This window comes from Staphylococcus sp. GDY8P94P (assembly GCF_017892255.1).
GTDB classification, from domain to species: domain Bacteria; phylum Bacillota; class Bacilli; order Staphylococcales; family Staphylococcaceae; genus Staphylococcus; species Staphylococcus cohnii.
In genome coordinates, this window is the sequence record NZ_JAESKU010000008.1 from 530,360 (window position 1) to 548,612 (window position 18,253).

Below are 18,253 nucleotides of genomic sequence, written 5' to 3' on the forward strand. Positions count from 1 at the left end.
CCAACTACCTTCCTTTAATTGTACATCCCATGTACTATAAGTTAAAAAAAGACTAAAACAAAAATATTTGCCTTAGCTTAACACGCATGACCAACTATTTATAAGGGTGAAATTACTTCAGTACACCCCGTGTACCTTTTATATAATACGCTCCTTAAATTTAAATGTCAAACCAATTTCCCAAAAAAATTCATGGTGATTTAGAACAAAAATATATTCTGAAAATTCTGTATTTACTGTTAATTTTATCCTTTATTAATGCTATGATACTTACTATCACTTTAAATTAGGGAGGGAAATTATCATGTGGAGTGAACCTATTATTTCAGCAACTGCTTTATTTGCTTTAATTGCTTTGGGGGAAGTTATTTCAACATTGACAAAAGCACGCGTACCAATGCTTTTGACTGCAATGGTCAGTTTTTTATTACTTAAATGGGCAGGTATATTTCCTGAAAATATTCTTGATTCAGCTATTTTACCTTCACTAGGTGCGCTAGCTATAGCACCTGCCATTATGCATATGGGAACGATGATGCCTTTATCAACGTTAAAAACACAGTGGAAGGCAGTGATTATTTCACTTTTCGGCATTATAGGTTCAACGACTATGATTTTAATCATCGTATCTTTAGTTTATGATTTTCGTATCGCCGCTTCTGGTGTTGGTCCTATCTCAGGTGGTATTGTTGCATTGCTAATTACAATTGATAAGTTAAAGGATTTAGATTTAAGTTATTTAATTGTTTTACCAGCACTTGTGCAAGGTCTACAAGGTGTTATCGGGTTACCATTAAGTTCAGTAATCATGAAACGTTACGGTAAACACTTTTTGCAACAAGAATCTAAAAATTTACAAACTGATACCCGTGAAGAAGCATCAACGACTCGAACATCAACAACACATACTTTACATGATAAATATCCTATTTTACAAAATAATACTTTAAGACTATTTATTATGTTTGTATTAGCTAGTTTAGCTTTTTTAATTGGAGAAGTGACCCCAATTCATTTTACACTTATCAGTTTATTCTTTGGGATTGTCGGGCTAAAACTAGGATTATTTGAACAAGCAGAATTAGAAAAAAACAAGTCGTTCACTTTAATTCTTGTTATTATCATGCTGATTGTCATCGGTTCTATGGGAGATATCACACCACAAGATTTATGGCATCACCTACCAGCTATCTTACTTATTTTATTAATAGGTACAATAGGTATTTTAATCGGAGGAGCAGTTGCTGCAAAATTGATTGGTTGGCGTTATACAAAGGCACTTCCAGTTGCGTTAACTGCATTGTATGGTTTTCCTGGAGATTACATGCTATGTGAAGAAGTGAGTCGTAGTTTAACCAAAAACAAAAAAGAACATGATGCACTTTTCAAAGAATTACTTAGTCCTATGTTGATAGGTGGATTTACTTCCGTTACGGTAGCTTCCGTGATTTTAACAGGTATTATTATGAATTTTATTAATTAGGAGGAATTTTAAATGCTTATAAAAAATATAAACCTTATAGATGGTACTGGTAGCGCTATACAACAAAACGTTGATGTGATTATTCAAGATCATCGATTTAAGACTATTGGACAGAATTTAAACCATGAAAATCATGAAATCATCGAAGGTACCGATAAATATTTATTACCGGGCATGATAGATAGCCATGTTCATATCATGGAAGAAATGAGACCATTGACAGATAAATTAGCTACGCCATTTTCTTATACATTCTATCGCGCTATAGATCATCTTAAACGTACAGTAAATTGCGGTATCACTACCGTGCGTGATGCACTTGGTGCTGACCAAGGGATTAAAGAAGCTGTACAAAATGGTTTGATACTCGGACCACGCATGCAAATTAGTGTCAATGCATTAACGATTACTGGTGGCCATGGTGATAAATTAACGAAATCTGGTATAACTATGCCAAGTTTTATTGAAGATTATCCAGGTTTACCTACAGGAATTTGTGATGGCGTTGAAGAAGTACGTAAAAAAGTAAGAGAGATGTTACGTGCTGGTGCAGATGTAATCAAAGTTCATGCAACCGGAGGTGTAACAAGTCCAACAGATCATCCAGACTTCACACAATTTTCTATTGAAGAACTTAAAGTTATGGTTGAAGAAGCACAATTCAGAGGTAATAGAAAAGTTATGGCACATGCACAAGGCCTACAAGGTGTTAAAAATTGTATCGCAGCAGGTATTCATTCTATAGAGCATGGCATTTACCTAGATGATGAAGCAATAGAAAAAATGAAGGCACAAGGTACCTTTCTCGTACCGACTTTACTAGCACCTGTTTCAGTTATTGAATTTGCAGATGAACTTGGTATGTCTGAAGGTTCTGTTGAAAAGTCAAAAGAAGTTTTAGAGGCACATACAACAAGTTTTACTAAAGCTGTAAACGCAGGTGTAAAAATCGCCATGGGTACAGATGCTGGTGTCTTTAAACACGGTACCAACTTACGTGAATTAGAGTTAATGGTTGAACATGGTATGACACCAATGCAAGCTATAGTAGCATCAACTAAAACTGCAGCAGAATGTCTAGGTTATGACAATGAAATAGGCACAATTGAAACAGACAAAAAAGCTGACTTTATTATCGTAGATGATAATCCATTAGATCGTATTGGGATATTAAAAAACCCTGATAATATTAAAATTGTAGGTATTGATGGTGAAATTGTGAAAAGATAATGCTATCTACTATTTATAAAAACAAAGCCTCATTGTATATCTACAGAATGATTGAAGATATACAACGAGGTTTTAATTTTGAATTCACTTTGCTTTATCATTATTTATATTTATTAACCAGTGCTTTAGGTAAATGACAGTAATCATTTGGAAATCTTGATAATCTGTCTTGATGTGTTCCTGCGCTTTTAACATAATTAGTCAATGGTAATACCTCTGTGGCAATAAGGTGATGGTCTTCAATTGCATCTATGTATGCTTGTGCTTCTTTTAAATGTTTTACGTCTTCACTATATAATCCCGTTCTATATTTCAAACCAATATCTTGGCCCTGTTGGTTTACACTATAAGGGTCAATAATTTCAAAAAGATACCCCATTAAATCAGTAACAGACACTTTTTCAGGATCAAAAGTTGTTTTAATTACTTCTACATAGCCGTCGTATTCTCCATCAAGGGTATGCGTAATACCATTTGCCCTACCACCTTCTGTTTGAATGACACCTGGTAATGTCTTAACAAATGCCTGAACACCCCAGAGACAACCTCCTGCTAAATATACAGTTTCCATTCTATCCCCTCCTTATTTAACACATTATTTAATAAAAGTATAGACACCACAACCATATGATGCAAATGCTCATATATTTATGATTTATTTTTTGTTAATAGGGAAAATTTATATTAGAGAATAAGGAGGTATTATATGCCTAAAGTTAAAGAAAGATTATTAGAAGATATTGAAGAAAAGCCTTCAAGAACCGACAGTGATTTTAATTCTGAGAAAGAAATGCAACAAAATGCTTTTGAACGATTAGGCAAAGATGTAGTGATTATAGAAACACTTTCGATCATGAATATTGTCTTTGCAATCAGTACAATTAGTTTAGTAGTTGCACTTATCTTTACAAATAAAAATAAATAAATTTATATACATGCTCTTTTCATTGATAATAACAAACTTGAAAAGAGCATGTTTTTTATTAATAACCTAATATTCTTCAAAAAAATTTTGACAATATTTAGTTTTACAAAATTTTTAAATTGAATATTGTACCTTTTTTGTTACAATATAGTGAGGAGAATTTCGTCCTTTTATAAAAGCATATAACAAATATGCATTCATCATATCATTATGGATTGTAGCCGCACGATACTATTAAACTATTAATTTTATATAAAACTATTATAAACAGAAAAAAATTTAGAGGAGAATTGAATTATGGATTACAGAGTACTATTGTATTATAAATATACAAATATTGAAGACCCCGAAACATTTGCTACAGAACACTTAGATTTTTGTAAAGATTTAGAGCTTAAAGGACGTATCTTAGTATCAACTGAAGGTATTAATGGTACTGTTTCCGGAACAGTTGAAGCAACAGACAAATATATGAATGCATTACAATCAGATGAAAGATTCAAAGGAATTACTTTCAAAATTGATGAAGCAGATGGTCACGCATTTAAAAAAATGCACGTTCGTCCTAGAAAAGAAATTGTGGCATTAGATTTAGAACAAGATGTTAATCCTAAAGAACTTACTGGTAATTATTTATCACCTAAAGAGTTTAAAGAAGCATTATTTGACGACGACACAATTGTTATCGATGCGCGTAATGATTATGAGTATGATTTAGGACATTTCCGTGGTGCTATACGACCTAATATTACTCGCTTTAGAGATTTACCAGACTGGATTAAAGAAAATAAAGATCAATTTATGGACAAAAAAATCGTTACTTATTGTACTGGTGGTATTCGCTGTGAGAAATTCTCCGGTTATCTACTAAGAGAAGGTTTTGAAGACGTAAGCCAGCTTGAAGGTGGTATCGCCACTTACGGAAAAGATCCAGAAACAAAAGGTCAGTATTGGGACGGTAAAATGTATGTATTTGACGAACGTATCAGTGTAGACGTCAATCAAGTTGAAAAAACAGTTGTAGGTAAAGAATGGTTTGACGGTACGCCTTGTGAACGTTACATCAACTGTTCAAACCCTGAATGTAACCGTCAAATTTTAGTATCTGAAGAAAATGAAGCACGTTATTTAGGTGCATGTTGTCATGAATGTGCTGAACATGAAAGTAATCGTTATGTTAAAAAACATGACATTAGTGATGAAGAAAAGGCAAAACGCCTGGAAAATTTTAAACAACTTGTATAATACAAATATGCGTTGAAATTATGTGTAAATATTTAATAATTTTAATATGTATCAAGCTAACTAAAAAATGGCAATTTCTAATTTTATTTAGAAATTGCCATTTTTCTTTTATTAGGTGCACAACTTGCCAGAATTACGCGCACAAACTGTGTTATTTTCTACATTGTTCAGTATTTTCACAGTGACCATTGTCATCTTTTTATCCCGCATCTTATTTTAAAAATTGATAATAAAACACACTTTCTCCTATAACAAACGAGAATATAAAAAATACCAGCCTCTTTTTTATAAATGAATGACTGGTATTTTCAAATTTTTGTAGTAAATTTGCAATTATTTTCTTATCTATGTTTATTGTAATTTCATAAATCCATTTCCTAGGACATCTCGCACATCATGGATGACTAAAAAGGCGTTTTCATCATGACGGTTTACAATCTTTTTAATTCTAGCTAACTGATTTTGAGGGACGACGACGTAAAGTACATTCGTTTCTTTTTGTTGATATCCTCCTACACCATTTAACAGTGTAGAACCACGCCCCGTTTCTTCATTAATTTGTTTACTAATGTTCGCGTTAAAATCTGAAATAATAGTAATTGCTTTTTTAGGATTAAATCCTTCTATAACAAAAGACATACTTTTTTCAACGATAAATAGCATAACAATTGTATAAAGTACATTTTGAATAGGTAAGACAAGTAAGAAAGATAAAACAATCAATGAATCAAGAATAAATAATGCTTGTGACGTTTTAATTTCACTATATTTGTTTATGATTTTCGCAATAACTGAAGTACCACCCAACGTACTACGGGCAGATATAACAAAGCCTGTACCAATACCAATTAACACTCCAGAAAAAATAGTATTGATAAAATCTGACTCTAAATTCAAATTAAAAGATTCAGTAATTCCCAAGAAAAATGAACTCGCAACCACAGTAATCAACGTATAAAGTGCAGTTGTTTTACTTAAATATTTCCATCCTACACCAATTAATATGATATTAATAATAAGCGTCGTCAATGCTGGAGAAAGGCCTAAAGTATATTTCAGATTTAAGGAAACACCGACTGTGCCGCCTTCTCCTAAATTTGAAGCTAAAACGAATGAATTAACACCTATTGCAATTAAAAAAGTACCTATAAGACAAAAACAAATATTTTTTAGATGAATTTTATATTCCATTAAACTCACACCCTCTCTATAAATGATTTAAATTTTTGAACACCATTTCCTTAACTATACTTCGTTCATTTTCTTTCAATACAAAAAGAAACTTCTTAGCAATAGCTAAAAAGTTTCAGAATTACAATTTTAAACTATAATTTTTTTAATACAGAAGACATAATAATAAAAATACGCAAGTTTTTCAACGTAGGCGGGTTATGATTATTTATTGATATATAATATTTACTTCAATTTATCAAAAGATATTTTGTATTATGTCTTTATTTAATCATTACACATGTTTCTTTAAAAAATAAAAATCCCTAGATTCTATAAAAAGAACCTAGGGATTGATGATTCAATATTTTAAAATTGAATATTATTTTATTATGCAGTAACCCATTGTGAAGCACCTGCAGATTCATATAAATCCATTGCCGCTTGGTCTTGTACTGATTCTGGTGCTTCTGTTGGAGATACACCTTTATATTCAGCTGGTGCTACTGAATCCCAAGTACTTTGTAAGAATTGATATTTACCTGCTGCACCTGATGATGGGTTAACAGCTTTAAGGTCGCCACCTGATTCACGTTGCGCGATTTGTTTCAAGTGGTCATTTACATCTACAGATGAACCACTTGATGCTTCACTTGAAGAACTATCTGTTGATTGTTGTGATGAAGCTGATTCTTGTTGTGGTTGTTGTGTTTGCTCAGTTTGAGGTGCTTGTTCTTGTGCTGGTTGTTCTGATGAAGCTTGTTGTGGTTGTGTTTGTTCTTGAGTTTGTGGTGCTTGTTCTTGTTGTCCTGCATCACTTGTTGATTGTGCTGATGCTTCACTTGATCCGTTTGAACCTTCACCATAGCTCCATGACCAATTTGTGCCATCAGATTCAAAATTATAATTTGTACCGTTTTGACTGAAATTATAATTATATGAACCTTCATGTAATGCTTGTGCATTCAATTGTTGTGGATTATTTTGTGCTTGTTGCGCTAATTGTGCTTGATCGATACCTTGTTCAGACGCATCTGCTGAATTTCCTGCTGCGATTCCTGTTACGCCAAGTCCTACTGCTAATGTTGAAGCTAATACTGTTTTTTTCATTATTAATAAATCCTCCCAAGAGATTATACTTTTAAATTTATGCTTTAATTTGTGTTTTCGTTTTTTGCAAAATTACTTTTATCAAATTTGCTAGTTCCCACTGTAACATCCAAAAAGTACTTGTGGGTTACAGGGAAGTTAAAAAAACAGTTAGATTTTTTACGTCCTCATGACACAAAAGTTTATTATTACACTGTCCAAATAACGTTAGAATGCTATCACCATCGTCTTAAGGCTCATTATTTTTTCTATTTTATTGTAATGGTGTTGTAATAAAAACACTTTTTATTCAAGTATTGTAATATTTGATTTATCATTTAATAAGTAGACAATTTTTGTAAAATTTATATTTTTAATTGTTTATTTAAATAGTTTTTCGCTATCAATTTAATTCTTTCTATTCATTTTTTCTAAAATTATCTCTATTGTTTTTGAAAGTATATGTTTTTTCTCAATATAAAAAGGACTAATCCATGTTCTTCACGGATTAGTCCTTTAATTAAAGAATGAGCTTTAAATCTCATACTTTTTATGCGTATATATTAATGTTTTGAAATTAAACTTTTAATAACTTAAGCAGTTACCCACTGTGAAGCACCTTCAGATTCATATAAATCCATTGCTGCTTGGTCTTGTACTGATTCTGGTGCTTCTGTTGGTGATTGACCTTTATACTCATCTGGTGCTACTGAATCCCAAGTGCTTTGTAAGAATTGGTATTTACCTGCTGCACCTGATGATGGGTTAACAGCTTTAAGGTCGCCACCTGATTCACGTTGTGCAATTTGTTTCAAGTGATCGTTTACTTCTACTGATGAACCACTTGATGCTTCACTTGAAGAACTATCTGTTGATTGTTGTGATGAAGCTGTTTCTTGTTGTGGTTGTTGTGTTTGCTCAGTTTGAGGCGCTTGTTCTTGTGCTGGTTGTTCTGATGAAGCTTGTTGTGGTTGTGTTTGTTCTTGAGTTTGTGGTGCTTGTTCTTGTTGTCCTGCATCACTTGTTGATTGTGCTGATGCATCATTAGATCCGTTTGAACCTTCACCATAACTCCATGACCAATATGTGCCATCAGATTCAAAGTTATAATTTAAATTATCTTGATTAAAGTTATAGTTATAAGCACCTTCATGTATTGGCTCAGCATTCAATTGTTGTGGATTGTTTTGTGCTTGTTGCGCTAATTGTGCTTGATCGATACCTTGTTCAGACGCATCTGCTGAATTTCCTGCTGCAATTCCTGTTACGCCAAGTCCTACTGCTAATGTTGAAGCTAATACTGTTTTTTTCATTATTAATAAATCCTCCTAAGAGATTATACTTTTAAATATTTAAATTTGAGTTTTCTGTTTTGCAAAATTACTTTTATCAAATTTGCTAATCCCTACTGTAACATCTTAAAAAAGCTTGTGGGTTACAGTGAAGTTAAAAAATATCTAGAATTTTTACGCCCTAATTACATTAAATACTTACTTCAATTCCATTCAAAAAACCAGCACATCAACCATGAAATATAATATTGCTTTTACAAACATGTAATAATTATGTAATTAGTGCGAAAATAATATTCACTTATATCATTATAAATGGTTATATTTTATGACTTTTAAATATAAGAAAGATTGAATTTATATCTAACTACTGATAATATCTTAATTTGGTTTAATTTTAATAATTTTACTTTAAAATTTGCGAAAACCTATCAATATATAAAATGTTGGAGGAATTAAATGTTCGACAATATTCTTTATGAAGATAACCATTTATTAATGGTAGAGAAACCAATTAATGTTCCTGTACAAGAAGACAACTCAAGAGATCAAGACTTATTGTCCATTTTAAAAAATTACATAAAAGTTCAATACAATAAACCGGGTAATGTATACCTTGGACTCGTACATCGTCTTGATCGGCCCGTTGGAGGCACAATTGTTTTCGCTAAAACATCCAAAGCAGCCTCTAGGTTATCTAATGAACTTAGAAAACAAAAATTATATAGAACATACCTAGCAATTATCCATGGTATACCTTCAAAAAAAGAAGGTGAACTTCGCGACTATTTATGGAAAAATAGAAATAAAAATATTGTTTATGCAGTTGATGTGAAGAAAAAAGATGCTAAAGAGGCAATTTTGAATTATAAAGTTATCAAAACAATTAACAATAAAACCTTGGTTCAAATCCAATTGAAAACAGGTCGTTCACATCAAATTAGAGTACAATTCGCAAATCAAAACTTACCATTATATGGTGATCAAAAATATGGACAGAAATTTAATAAACCCGGACAACAAATTGCACTTTGGGCATCAAAACTCAGCGTCAAACACCCCACTAAAGATGAAATCATTTCTGTAACTTCGACTCCAAATAAAGGCATTTGGAATGACTTTATATAACATACTTCTTAAATAACCGTAATTTCATCCAATATATTAATATAAAAAAGCTATGAAAGAATCTCTACTAAATGATTCCTTCATAGCTTTTATTGGCGTTTTACACTTATATTTTAATTAAAATTATACTTCAGATTATGCAGTAACCCATTGTGAAGCGCCAACTTCGTTATAAAGTTTTACAGCTGCAGCATCTTGTACTGATTCTGGTGCTTCAGTTGGAGATACACCTTTATATTCAGCTGGTGCTACTGAGTCCCAAGTACTTTGTAAGAATTGGTATTTACCTGCTGCACCTGAAGATGGGTTAACAGCTTTTAAGTCGCCGCCTGATTCACGTTGAGCGATTGCTTGTAAATGTGAATTAACATTTACTGAAGAACCACTTGAAGCTTCATTTGAGCTTGATGATTGAGTTGAAGCTTTTGTAGTTGCTTCTTGTTGTGGTTGTTGTGTTTGTTCAGTTTGTGGAGCAGCTTGTTGAGCTGGTTGCTCAGTTTGAGTTTGTGCTTGTTGTGGTTGTTCAACTGTTGAAGCGTTAGCGCTTGAACCTTCACCATAACTCCAAGACCAAGTTTGTCCATTTGATTCAAAATTATAGTTTAAACCATTGTAATTAAAGTTATAACTATATGAACCTTCTTGTACTGGTGCTGCATTTAATTGTTCTGGGTTAGATTGAGCTAAGTTTGCTAATTCTGCTTTATCTACACCTTGTTCTGCTGCGTCAGCTGAGTTACCTGCTGCGAATCCTGTTACACCTAATCCTACTGCTAATGTTGAAGCTAATACTGTTTTTTTCATTTTTGATTAAATCCTCCTACAAGTTTGTTTTTATATTTTTAAGATTTATTTTTACTGTGATATTGAAACCAACTATTTTTTGTAAAATCCAATGCTGTTTCAACCAATTTCCAGTAAATACTATAACATCCATAAAAACCTTGTAGGTTACAGCGAAATTAAAAAACCCCCATGCATTTTACATAATAATTACATAAAATTGAATGAAAATTAAAAGATATTTTGTAAAAAAATCTATTGCTAAAGTGAATAAAGTACTTTTTAAACTTATTTTTTCTGTAACATAATTGTAATTAGTGTGACAATTATCCTAGTTAGTCAGTTTGCTATTTTATATATTTAAAAAACCGTTCAATGATTAAAATTGAACGGTCTCACCATTATATTCATTATGATAATGCTATTTTAATATGTGCTAAATGATGTTCTTCGTGCCAAGCTAATTTAGCAACTTTAGTTGCAACAGATATTTCTCCGCTTCCTCTTAATGTAAATGTACGATTCAAATCACTTTCTGTTAAATGATTGCCAATAGCTATAATACGTTCATTTATACCCTCTAACATTTTAAGGGAACTTTCTATAGGCAGTTGACTATCAGCAAGTTTTGCCCACTCATCTTGAATAAAAGGATCAACAACTGGATTCGTATCTGTTAGCGCTAATTTTAAGCGTTGAAACATATTTAATTGGGAATCTGCTATATGATGAACGAGTTGTCGCACAGTCCAACTTTTGTCTCGATATTGCTTGTTTAATGCTTCATCATTTAAATGAGCTACAGTTTGCCTCAGTCTATATGCATACGACTCAATTTCACTAAGCCATTTTTGGATATCTTCTAATGTTACTTTATTTGGCACTTCTAATTCACCAATTGGAAATCTAACATCCATATTAATCACCTTTTTTATTTATTAAATGTTTAATAGCATCTTTAATTTTTCCATTAGTAATGCTATTGCCTATTTATGACTATTTAAACTTTCATACTATTTATTGTAGAAGTTAGAATGCAGCTACTCATATTCATAACAAAAGTTTTCTCCCTAGTTATTACCATAAAATTTATAAAATTAATGATATGACAAATACATAATTAGTAAATTTTTATGAACTTTCCTAAATTATAATGATACAACTTAATAAAATTTGTAATATTATTGTGAAGAATTTAACAAGGGGAGTGGAAATTTATGAGTAAAGATTCATCTACCAAGTCTACATCTAATTTCAAGCCATTTTGGTTAATCACAAGTATGATTATCTTAATCACGATTTTGTTATTACCTACACCAGAAAGTTTACCACTTATGGCTAAAAGCGCATTAGCAATATTGCTATTTGCAGTCATATTATGGGTAACTGAAGCAGTGACTTATCCAGTTTCTGCGGTCATGATTGTTGGACTCATTATTCTATTAATAGGTTTCAGTCCGGTACAAAATTTATCTGAATCGCTAGGCTATCCTCAGTCAAATGGTGAAATATTGAAGGGAGATTCACTTTTCGGAACAGGTAATGCTTTAAAACTTGCTTTTAGTGGGTTTTCTACCAGTGCATTAGCTTTAGTTGCAGCTGCTCTTTTTTTTGCAACAGCTATGCAAATTACACAACTTCATAAAAGACTTGCACTAATTGTACTTTCCGTAGCAGGCAATAAGACAAATCGTATCGTTATTGGAACGATATTAGTGGCAATATTTTTAGCATTTTTCGTTCCCTCTGCTACTGCACGAGCAGGTGCTGTTATTCCTATATTATTAGGAATGATAACAGCATTCGGCGTTGCTAAACAAAGTAAATTAGCTGGACTTTTAGTTATCACAGCTGTACAAGCAGTTTCTATTTGGAATATTGGTATTAAAACTGCAGCTGCACAAAACATTGTCGCAATTAACTTTATCAATGACCAGTTAAATACTGATATATCGTGGGGACAGTGGTTCTTATATGCTGGGCCATGGTCCATGTTAATGTCAATTGCGCTTTATTTTATCATGCTTAAAGTCATGCCCCCAGAAGAAAAAGAACTTTCGGGAGGCAAATCATTAATTCAGCAACAGTTAAAAGCTATGGGACCTATAACTTCTAAAGAATGGCGTTTAATTAGCATATCCATCATTTTATTAATACTTTGGTCTACCGAAAAGATATTACATCCTATTGATTCATCTTCAATCATTTTATTAGCATTGGCTATTATGTTAACTCCTAAAATTGGTGTCATGTCCTGGAAAGAAGCTGAAAGTCGTATACCATGGGGAACAATTATTGTATTTGGCGTCGGCATATCTTTAGGAAATGTACTATTAAAAACTACAGCCGCCCAATGGTTGAGTGACCAAACCTTTGGTATCATGGGGTTAAATCACTATCCCCTTTTTGTAACCATTGCATTAATTGCACTTTTCAATATTTTAATACATTTAGGTTTTGCAAGTGCAACAAGTTTAGCATCAGCGTTAATTCCTGTATTTATTTCACTAACTACTACCTTGGATTTAGGCAATCAGTCTATTGGATTTGTACTCATACAGCAATTCGTTATCAGCTTTGGTTTCTTATTACCCGTAAGCTCACCACAATCAATGTTGGCCTATGGTACAGAAACATTTACTGTTAAAGATTTTTTAAAAACAGGGATCCCTATAACAGTTATTGGTTATTTACTTATGATTTTATTTAGCGCCACTTATTGGCATTGGCTCGGATTAATTTAATGTAAAAATTATCATTATCCATAAATTTGAAACAAATGAATCAAATAAATAGTGGTTTACTAACATTAATTACTTAAATTACGGTGATAGTAAAAAGGCTTATACTAGCGCTATTATTAATAGATATGACTTAAGTATTGTAGTCTGCAAATCCAGTAAATATAATTATTTAAAAATAGTACTGGATATATTAAAGATAGCTTTAAATAACATCAGGTATTTAACACTTTATTTTATAGTGATTGTGGTTTCCACATCTAAATCCTATAAAGAGTATCTAGACACTCACAATGTGAAAATTAATATGTCTAAAGTAGGTGGAGGTTTAGATAATCATCCGATAGAAGCTTTTTGAGTCACTTTAAAATCAGAATATTACTATAGAAATAAATTTACAACATATATAGAACTTGAATCAGGCATTATCATTTATATTGATTAATATATGAATAAAAGATATGTTCCAATATTTGATGACCTAACACCGAGTGAATTTCGGATGACCTAACACCGAGTGAATTTCGTATGGTATTAAAGCAATTAAATTTTATTTACTAATATTTTAAAATAATAGATTTAAAACCCAAAAAGTAACTGTCTAGGGTTTTAAATCTATTATTGAGTAATTATTAGTGACTTAACCAATTTGATCCATATCTTATATATTGAATGGGAGCGTCAATAGTAGCATTTAATTCTTCTGCAGCTTGACGTGGCCAAAATGGATTCTTAAGAAATTCACGTCCTATAAAAATTAAGTCTGCTCGATTATTTTTTAGTATTTCTTCAGCTTGTCTTCCTGTTGTAATTAATCCTACAGCCCCTGTTGGAATACCTACTATGTTTTTGATTTTATCAGCAGCCGGAACTTGATAATTAGGATAACTATCTACTTTAACTGGAGCAATACCTCCTGAACTGCAATCTATTAAATCTACACCTTGGTCTTTCATTAGTTTAGCGTATTCAATATATGTTTCATTAGTGTTTCCATCTTTATGATAATCTGTCGCTGAAATACGAACAAATAAAGGACCTTGCCATACCTCTTTAACTGTATCTATAATTTCTTTAACAATTCGATACCTTTTTTCAAAACTCCCTCCATAATCATCATTTCTATGATTCGATAGTGGAGATAAAAATTCATTTAATAAATATCCATGAGCACAATGAATTTCAAGAACATCAAAATTAGATTCTTTTGCACGACGCGCAGCCTCTTTATACTCTATAATAAGGTGATTGATTTCTTCTTTAGTCATCTCTAAAGGGGTTTTTTTCTCCTCATCGAATGGTATTGCAGATGGAGCTATCAAGTCCGCGCCTTCTTTTTTAGCAAGTCTTCCAGCATGTCCTATTTGAGCCCCAACTTTACTGCCAAAGCTTTGTATCTGTTCTACAAGTTCACTCAATCCTTTAACATGTTTATCATCCCATATTCCCAAATCTCCTGGACCAACTAAACCATTTGAATCAACAATTAGAGTTTCAAGGAATATAAGACCAGCTTGACCTAACGCCCTTGATGTATAATGTGTTAAATGAAAGTTTTTAACTTCGCCTTCTTCATCAGAACTATGCATACTCATTGGAGACATAACTATTCTATTTTTAAATTTGGTATCTTTAATCTTAAAAGATGAAAACAACTTATTTGTCAATATAATCTCCTCCTGTAACTATTTGATAAATACATTTTATGATATATAATTTGTTTATGTAAGTACGCACATATCTGTTATATAGTATCAAAAATTATACTATTTATTGGAGGGGTTTAGATTGAAAAAAACTAATTGTCCTAATCCTGATGCATGTCCTGTATCGACCACTGTTAATATAATTGGCGGTAAGTGGAAAGGTCTTATTATTTATCACTTAATTAAAACACGTCGTTTTAATGAACTACGACGTTTAATGCCTGATGTTACACAACGAATGTTAACGTTACAGCTTAGAGAACTGGAAAAAGATGGTATTATTAATCGAAAAGTTTATCATCAAGTTCCCCCAAAAGTTGAATACTCACTAACAGAATTAGGAGAAACTTTGAAACCTATCATAATGATGATGAGAAAGTGGGGAGAAGATTATGAAAAAAATATCAAACGATGATAAAAATATGAACAAGCAGGAGAATCTTTCATAAGTAATGATAATTAAAAAACAAAAGATAATAGACTAACTCATATATATTGAGTCTTTACAAAAATCTTAGAAAAATAGCGCGCAGATGATTTAATTCAAACTATCTGCGTAATTCTTTGTTATTCAATACTGCGGCGAATTGTTGGCTAGCTTTGTTAGGGACAGCTTCAGTTTGTCCTGTTCCTTCAAGTGTCTCGCCAAAATATAACGTATTCATATTTTATTTTTCATTAAAGTACGTTAAAAAAAGCTCTATCTCAACCCAAAATGATGTTAAAAATGATTCTATATTAAGAGATCCAATCTATATTCTTTGATTGTACAATAGAAGAACTACTTAATAATCGTTTTCGAATGATTTGGCTATCACAAAATCAAAAACCTTCTAATAAAACAATGTATCGTTCTAGTGTAAATCCTAAAATAGACGCCCTATCAGAAACTTTATTTCTTTTTATTAATGGTATTTAATAAAAGAAAAGTAGTAACTCAATGAACTAATTATAATTAAAGCAATATTGAAAAAAGGCAATTTCTATATGATTCCAATAGAAATTGCCTTTTTTCACTTGTCCAAGAACTTTATGTCTCAGTCTCTTTTCTACGAATAGTCAAGAGCTTATTTGATAAATTAAGCATACTAAATAAACCTTATATTTAAAGGTGATTATTTTAATGTGGGGACATTTGATAGTCATATTGTTGATTTTTGGTAACTAAGTAATGAATGGTTTTTAATAAACGATTCATACAAGCTACTATAGCAGCCTTATGAGATTTCTCATTGGGTTGCTTTCTTAATTTATACTCTTAGTCTATGAATTTTATAATATCGTTGCCCCAAATGATATTCATAATCACCCAAAATAATAGACTTCGTGCTTTTCCACGTTTGTTAATAGTGTATCTGTATTGAGTTCCTCCAAATTGATATCGTTTGATATCAATACCCAAAAAGCATCTACTTGTTTATTCGACTTGAGTTTCACAATATCCCCTAACTCTCCAAGTATCATAGATGTTGTTAATTCTCCAATACTAGGAATAGAATAAATTGAATCATTTCTTTATCCAATTACTTCATTTATTGAATAGAAGTCTTTAATCGTTGAATTAATAATTTTACTTTTTTCTACTAGAAAAGACTGTTCATCTACATTTGGATATCTTTCATGTGTGAGTTTAACTAATATTTTCACATAGCCTTACGCTTTTTTGTAGATAAACCTTTATCTACAGAATTAAAAACACTAGTAATAAGTGAAGACTTATCTTGATATTTTACAGTATTAGGGTAAGGAAAACGATTTGCGATGTTAAGTGCGATGATGCAATAACAGCTTTTTAACAGTTTTTCTAAACCGAGAAAAGTATGTTGTAACAATTCAACAATTTCTACTTTTAGACGATTTAGCATATTTCCCATTTCAAAGTGAAATCGAGCACGTTCACTTAATCCAAAGAAAATATTTGTGTTCTCATGTTAACATTTAAAGGAATTAAAACTAAGGCTAGGTGCTAATTTATGGACATCTGATTTATCCTCTTTTCGCGCCCTTAAAGTACTCGTCTTAAATTTTGCTTCCAATGGATTTGGTTCAATAAAGTTATTTTGTTTCACTTGGCAAAATCGAACATGGCTCTAGTATATATGCATGTCGATTCAAATACTAACAGTGATTGGCCAATTTGTTTTAAGTATTTAAGTAAATGATTATAACCATTTCTGTTATTTGGAATAATTATAATGGACAATAGTACAATTTCTTTTACTAATATCAACACCTAAAAGATTCATATAAACCTCCTTAATGATTTGGAGGAGCATAAACTTTACTTAACCTTTCTCATTTCACTTTCCTATACACGATTTCAAAAACCCAACATTAGACAATCGAATTTAAAAATCGAGAGTAAAGCTACTCAGGTTTTTACGGATTTAAAATCCAAGAATCCGTGCGATTTGCTTCTCTCTATAACTATAAAAATAGCTATGATATTAAAACGCGCTTTGATTAAGCCATTGACCGCCGTCCATTGTCATACAAGCACCATTAATGTAATTTGCCTCTTCAGAAAATAAAAACTTAGCTAATCCTGCAATTTCTTCTGGTTGCCCCATGCGTCCTAAAGGCACACTGTTCAATGTTTGTTGGCGTGCGTCTTCTGATAAACTAAGTTTTCCAGAGCCCCCTGTATTATCTATAGGGCCTGGAGCAATAGCATTTACGGTAATGCCATACTTTGAACCCCACTCTACAGCGAGCGTTCTTGTCATAGTTAACACACCCGCTTTTGCACTAGCAGAATGTACAACACCCGGCCCTGAACGCCATGCATATGTTGCCACCATATTGATAATACGTCCGTGATGCCCTTGTTCAATCCATTTTTTTCCAACAGCCTGTGTGCAATGCCAAGTTCCATTTAACACAATATCTACCACAGAATGCCAACCATTCGTCGATAGTTCTTCCGCAGCACATATAAAGTTGCCAGCTGCGTTATTCACCAAACCATCTATCTTTCCAAAAGTATTAATGGCTTCATCCACTGTATACTGCACGCGTTCAACATCACGAACATCCATATCAATACATAAAATCTGTCCTTCTCGGTGTTCGATTTCTTTTTTCGTTGCTTCTAAACGTTCTAACGATCTACCTGTTATAACAACATTCGCACCTTCTTCAGCAAAACGTTTCGCCATTGCTTTCCCCATACCACTACTTCCACCTGTGACCATTATCACTTTATCTTTCATTATAGAGTCTCCTTTATCAACCAAAATAGTAAGCGCTTACATTTTATTGATAAGTATAACAAAGTTTCACTGATTTTTCTTATAAAATGATAAAGATCTATGATTGATAAACATCATTTTATATCTATGTTTCATATGAAACATTTTAATGATTAAATAAGTGAAATGTTAAAAGTAAGTGCATAAATGAATATTAAGACCTCTAATTTTTATTTCTAATCTATTTATATTTTATTAAGGCATATTTGA

The 18,253-nt window shown here is 31.9% G+C and carries 15 protein-coding genes and 2 pseudogenes; 8 read left to right on the forward strand and 9 right to left on the reverse strand.

From position 1 onward, the window contains the following. Window positions 1-304 precede the first annotated feature (304 nt). Both KA926_RS06875 and KA926_RS06880 read left to right on the forward strand, forming a co-directional pair. Complete coding sequence (locus KA926_RS06875; RefSeq protein WP_210143981.1) at window positions 305-1,483, forward strand: hypothetical protein; 1,179 nt, start codon at window positions 305-307, stop codon at window positions 1,481-1,483. Between the two features lie 12 nt (window positions 1,484-1,495). Next, entirely contained in the window at window positions 1,496-2,713 is a 1,218-nt protein-coding gene (locus tag KA926_RS06880) for a metal-dependent hydrolase family protein (protein ID WP_210143983.1), read from the forward strand. Window positions 2,714-2,813: 100 nt separating this feature from the next. On the opposite strand, the gene KA926_RS06885 is transcribed toward KA926_RS06880, so the two are convergent. Then, window positions 2,814-3,284, reverse strand: a complete 471-nt coding sequence (locus KA926_RS06885; protein WP_210143984.1) for a peptide-methionine (S)-S-oxide reductase — start codon at window positions 3,282-3,284, stop codon at window positions 2,814-2,816. 135 nt (window positions 3,285-3,419) lie between these two features. On the opposite strand from KA926_RS06885, the gene KA926_RS06890 reads away from it, so the two are divergent. Both KA926_RS06890 and trhO read left to right on the forward strand, forming a co-directional pair. Beyond that, on the forward strand, window positions 3,420-3,638 hold the full coding sequence (locus KA926_RS06890; protein WP_040030347.1) for a hypothetical protein: 219 nt from the start codon (window positions 3,420-3,422) through the stop codon (window positions 3,636-3,638). Between the two features lie 297 nt (window positions 3,639-3,935). Beyond that, window positions 3,936-4,883 (forward strand): oxygen-dependent tRNA uridine(34) hydroxylase TrhO, encoded by a 948-nt coding sequence (gene trhO / locus KA926_RS06895; protein ID WP_107383478.1) that lies wholly within the window; start codon window positions 3,936-3,938, stop codon window positions 4,881-4,883. Window positions 4,884-5,234: 351 nt separating this feature from the next. Here trhO and KA926_RS06900 read toward each other — a convergent pair whose 3' ends face one another. The 3 genes from KA926_RS06900 to KA926_RS06910 form a co-directional block, all read right to left on the reverse strand. Further along, on the reverse strand, window positions 5,235-6,074 hold the full coding sequence (locus KA926_RS06900) for a YitT family protein (RefSeq protein WP_019469175.1): 840 nt from the start codon (window positions 6,072-6,074) through the stop codon (window positions 5,235-5,237). A 369-nt stretch (window positions 6,075-6,443) separates the two neighbouring features. Then, a complete protein-coding gene (locus KA926_RS06905; RefSeq protein WP_210143985.1) occupies window positions 6,444-7,163 on the reverse strand; it encodes a transglycosylase family protein in 720 nt (239 codons plus the stop codon). A 572-nt stretch (window positions 7,164-7,735) separates the two neighbouring features. After that, on the reverse strand, window positions 7,736-8,455 hold the full coding sequence (locus KA926_RS06910) for a transglycosylase family protein (RefSeq protein ID WP_210143987.1): 720 nt from the start codon (window positions 8,453-8,455) through the stop codon (window positions 7,736-7,738). A 438-nt stretch (window positions 8,456-8,893) separates the two neighbouring features. Here KA926_RS06910 and KA926_RS06915 point away from each other — a divergent pair, with 438 nt between their 5' ends. Then, complete coding sequence (locus tag KA926_RS06915; RefSeq protein ID WP_210143989.1) at window positions 8,894-9,562, forward strand: RluA family pseudouridine synthase; 669 nt, start codon at window positions 8,894-8,896, stop codon at window positions 9,560-9,562. 135 nt (window positions 9,563-9,697) lie between these two features. Here the strand turns inward: KA926_RS06915 and KA926_RS06920 are convergent, their stop codons facing one another. Further along, a complete protein-coding gene (locus KA926_RS06920; protein WP_210143990.1) occupies window positions 9,698-10,366 on the reverse strand; it encodes a transglycosylase family protein in 669 nt (222 codons plus the stop codon). A gap of 389 nt (window positions 10,367-10,755) precedes the next feature. Next, window positions 10,756-11,262 (reverse strand): YfiT family bacillithiol transferase, encoded by a 507-nt coding sequence (locus KA926_RS06925; RefSeq protein WP_107383483.1) that lies wholly within the window; start codon window positions 11,260-11,262, stop codon window positions 10,756-10,758. A 300-nt stretch (window positions 11,263-11,562) separates the two neighbouring features. Between KA926_RS06925 and KA926_RS06930 the strand changes: the two genes are divergently transcribed. Beyond that, window positions 11,563-13,089 (forward strand): SLC13 family permease, encoded by a 1,527-nt coding sequence (locus KA926_RS06930; protein WP_210143991.1) that lies wholly within the window; start codon window positions 11,563-11,565, stop codon window positions 13,087-13,089. Between the two features lie 629 nt (window positions 13,090-13,718). Here the strand turns inward: KA926_RS06930 and namA are convergent. Then, the gene (namA, locus tag KA926_RS06935) at window positions 13,719-14,753 is read right to left on the reverse strand and encodes an NADPH dehydrogenase NamA (protein ID WP_210143993.1); all 1,035 of its coding nucleotides are present in this window, start codon (window positions 14,751-14,753) and stop codon (window positions 13,719-13,721) included. Window positions 14,754-14,874: 121 nt separating this feature from the next. Between namA and KA926_RS06940 the strand changes: the two genes are divergently transcribed. Together KA926_RS06940 and KA926_RS13915 are read left to right on the forward strand one after the other, a co-directional pair. Beyond that, the gene (locus KA926_RS06940) at window positions 14,875-15,207 is read left to right on the forward strand and encodes a winged helix-turn-helix transcriptional regulator (RefSeq protein ID WP_210143995.1); all 333 of its coding nucleotides are present in this window, start codon (window positions 14,875-14,877) and stop codon (window positions 15,205-15,207) included. 294 nt (window positions 15,208-15,501) lie between these two features. Then, window positions 15,502-15,693 (forward strand): annotated as a pseudogene (locus KA926_RS13915) (transposase); the annotation flags it as partial. A gap of 219 nt (window positions 15,694-15,912) precedes the next feature. Here KA926_RS13915 and KA926_RS06945 read toward each other — a convergent pair. Together KA926_RS06945 and fadH are read right to left on the reverse strand one after the other, a co-directional pair. Beyond that, window positions 15,913-17,038 (reverse strand): annotated as a pseudogene (locus KA926_RS06945) (transposase). 201 nt (window positions 17,039-17,239) lie between these two features. Continuing rightward, entirely contained in the window at window positions 17,240-18,004 is a 765-nt protein-coding gene (gene fadH / locus KA926_RS06950; protein WP_210143996.1) for a 2,4-dienoyl-CoA reductase, read from the reverse strand. Window positions 18,005-18,253: the final 249 nt, after the last annotated feature.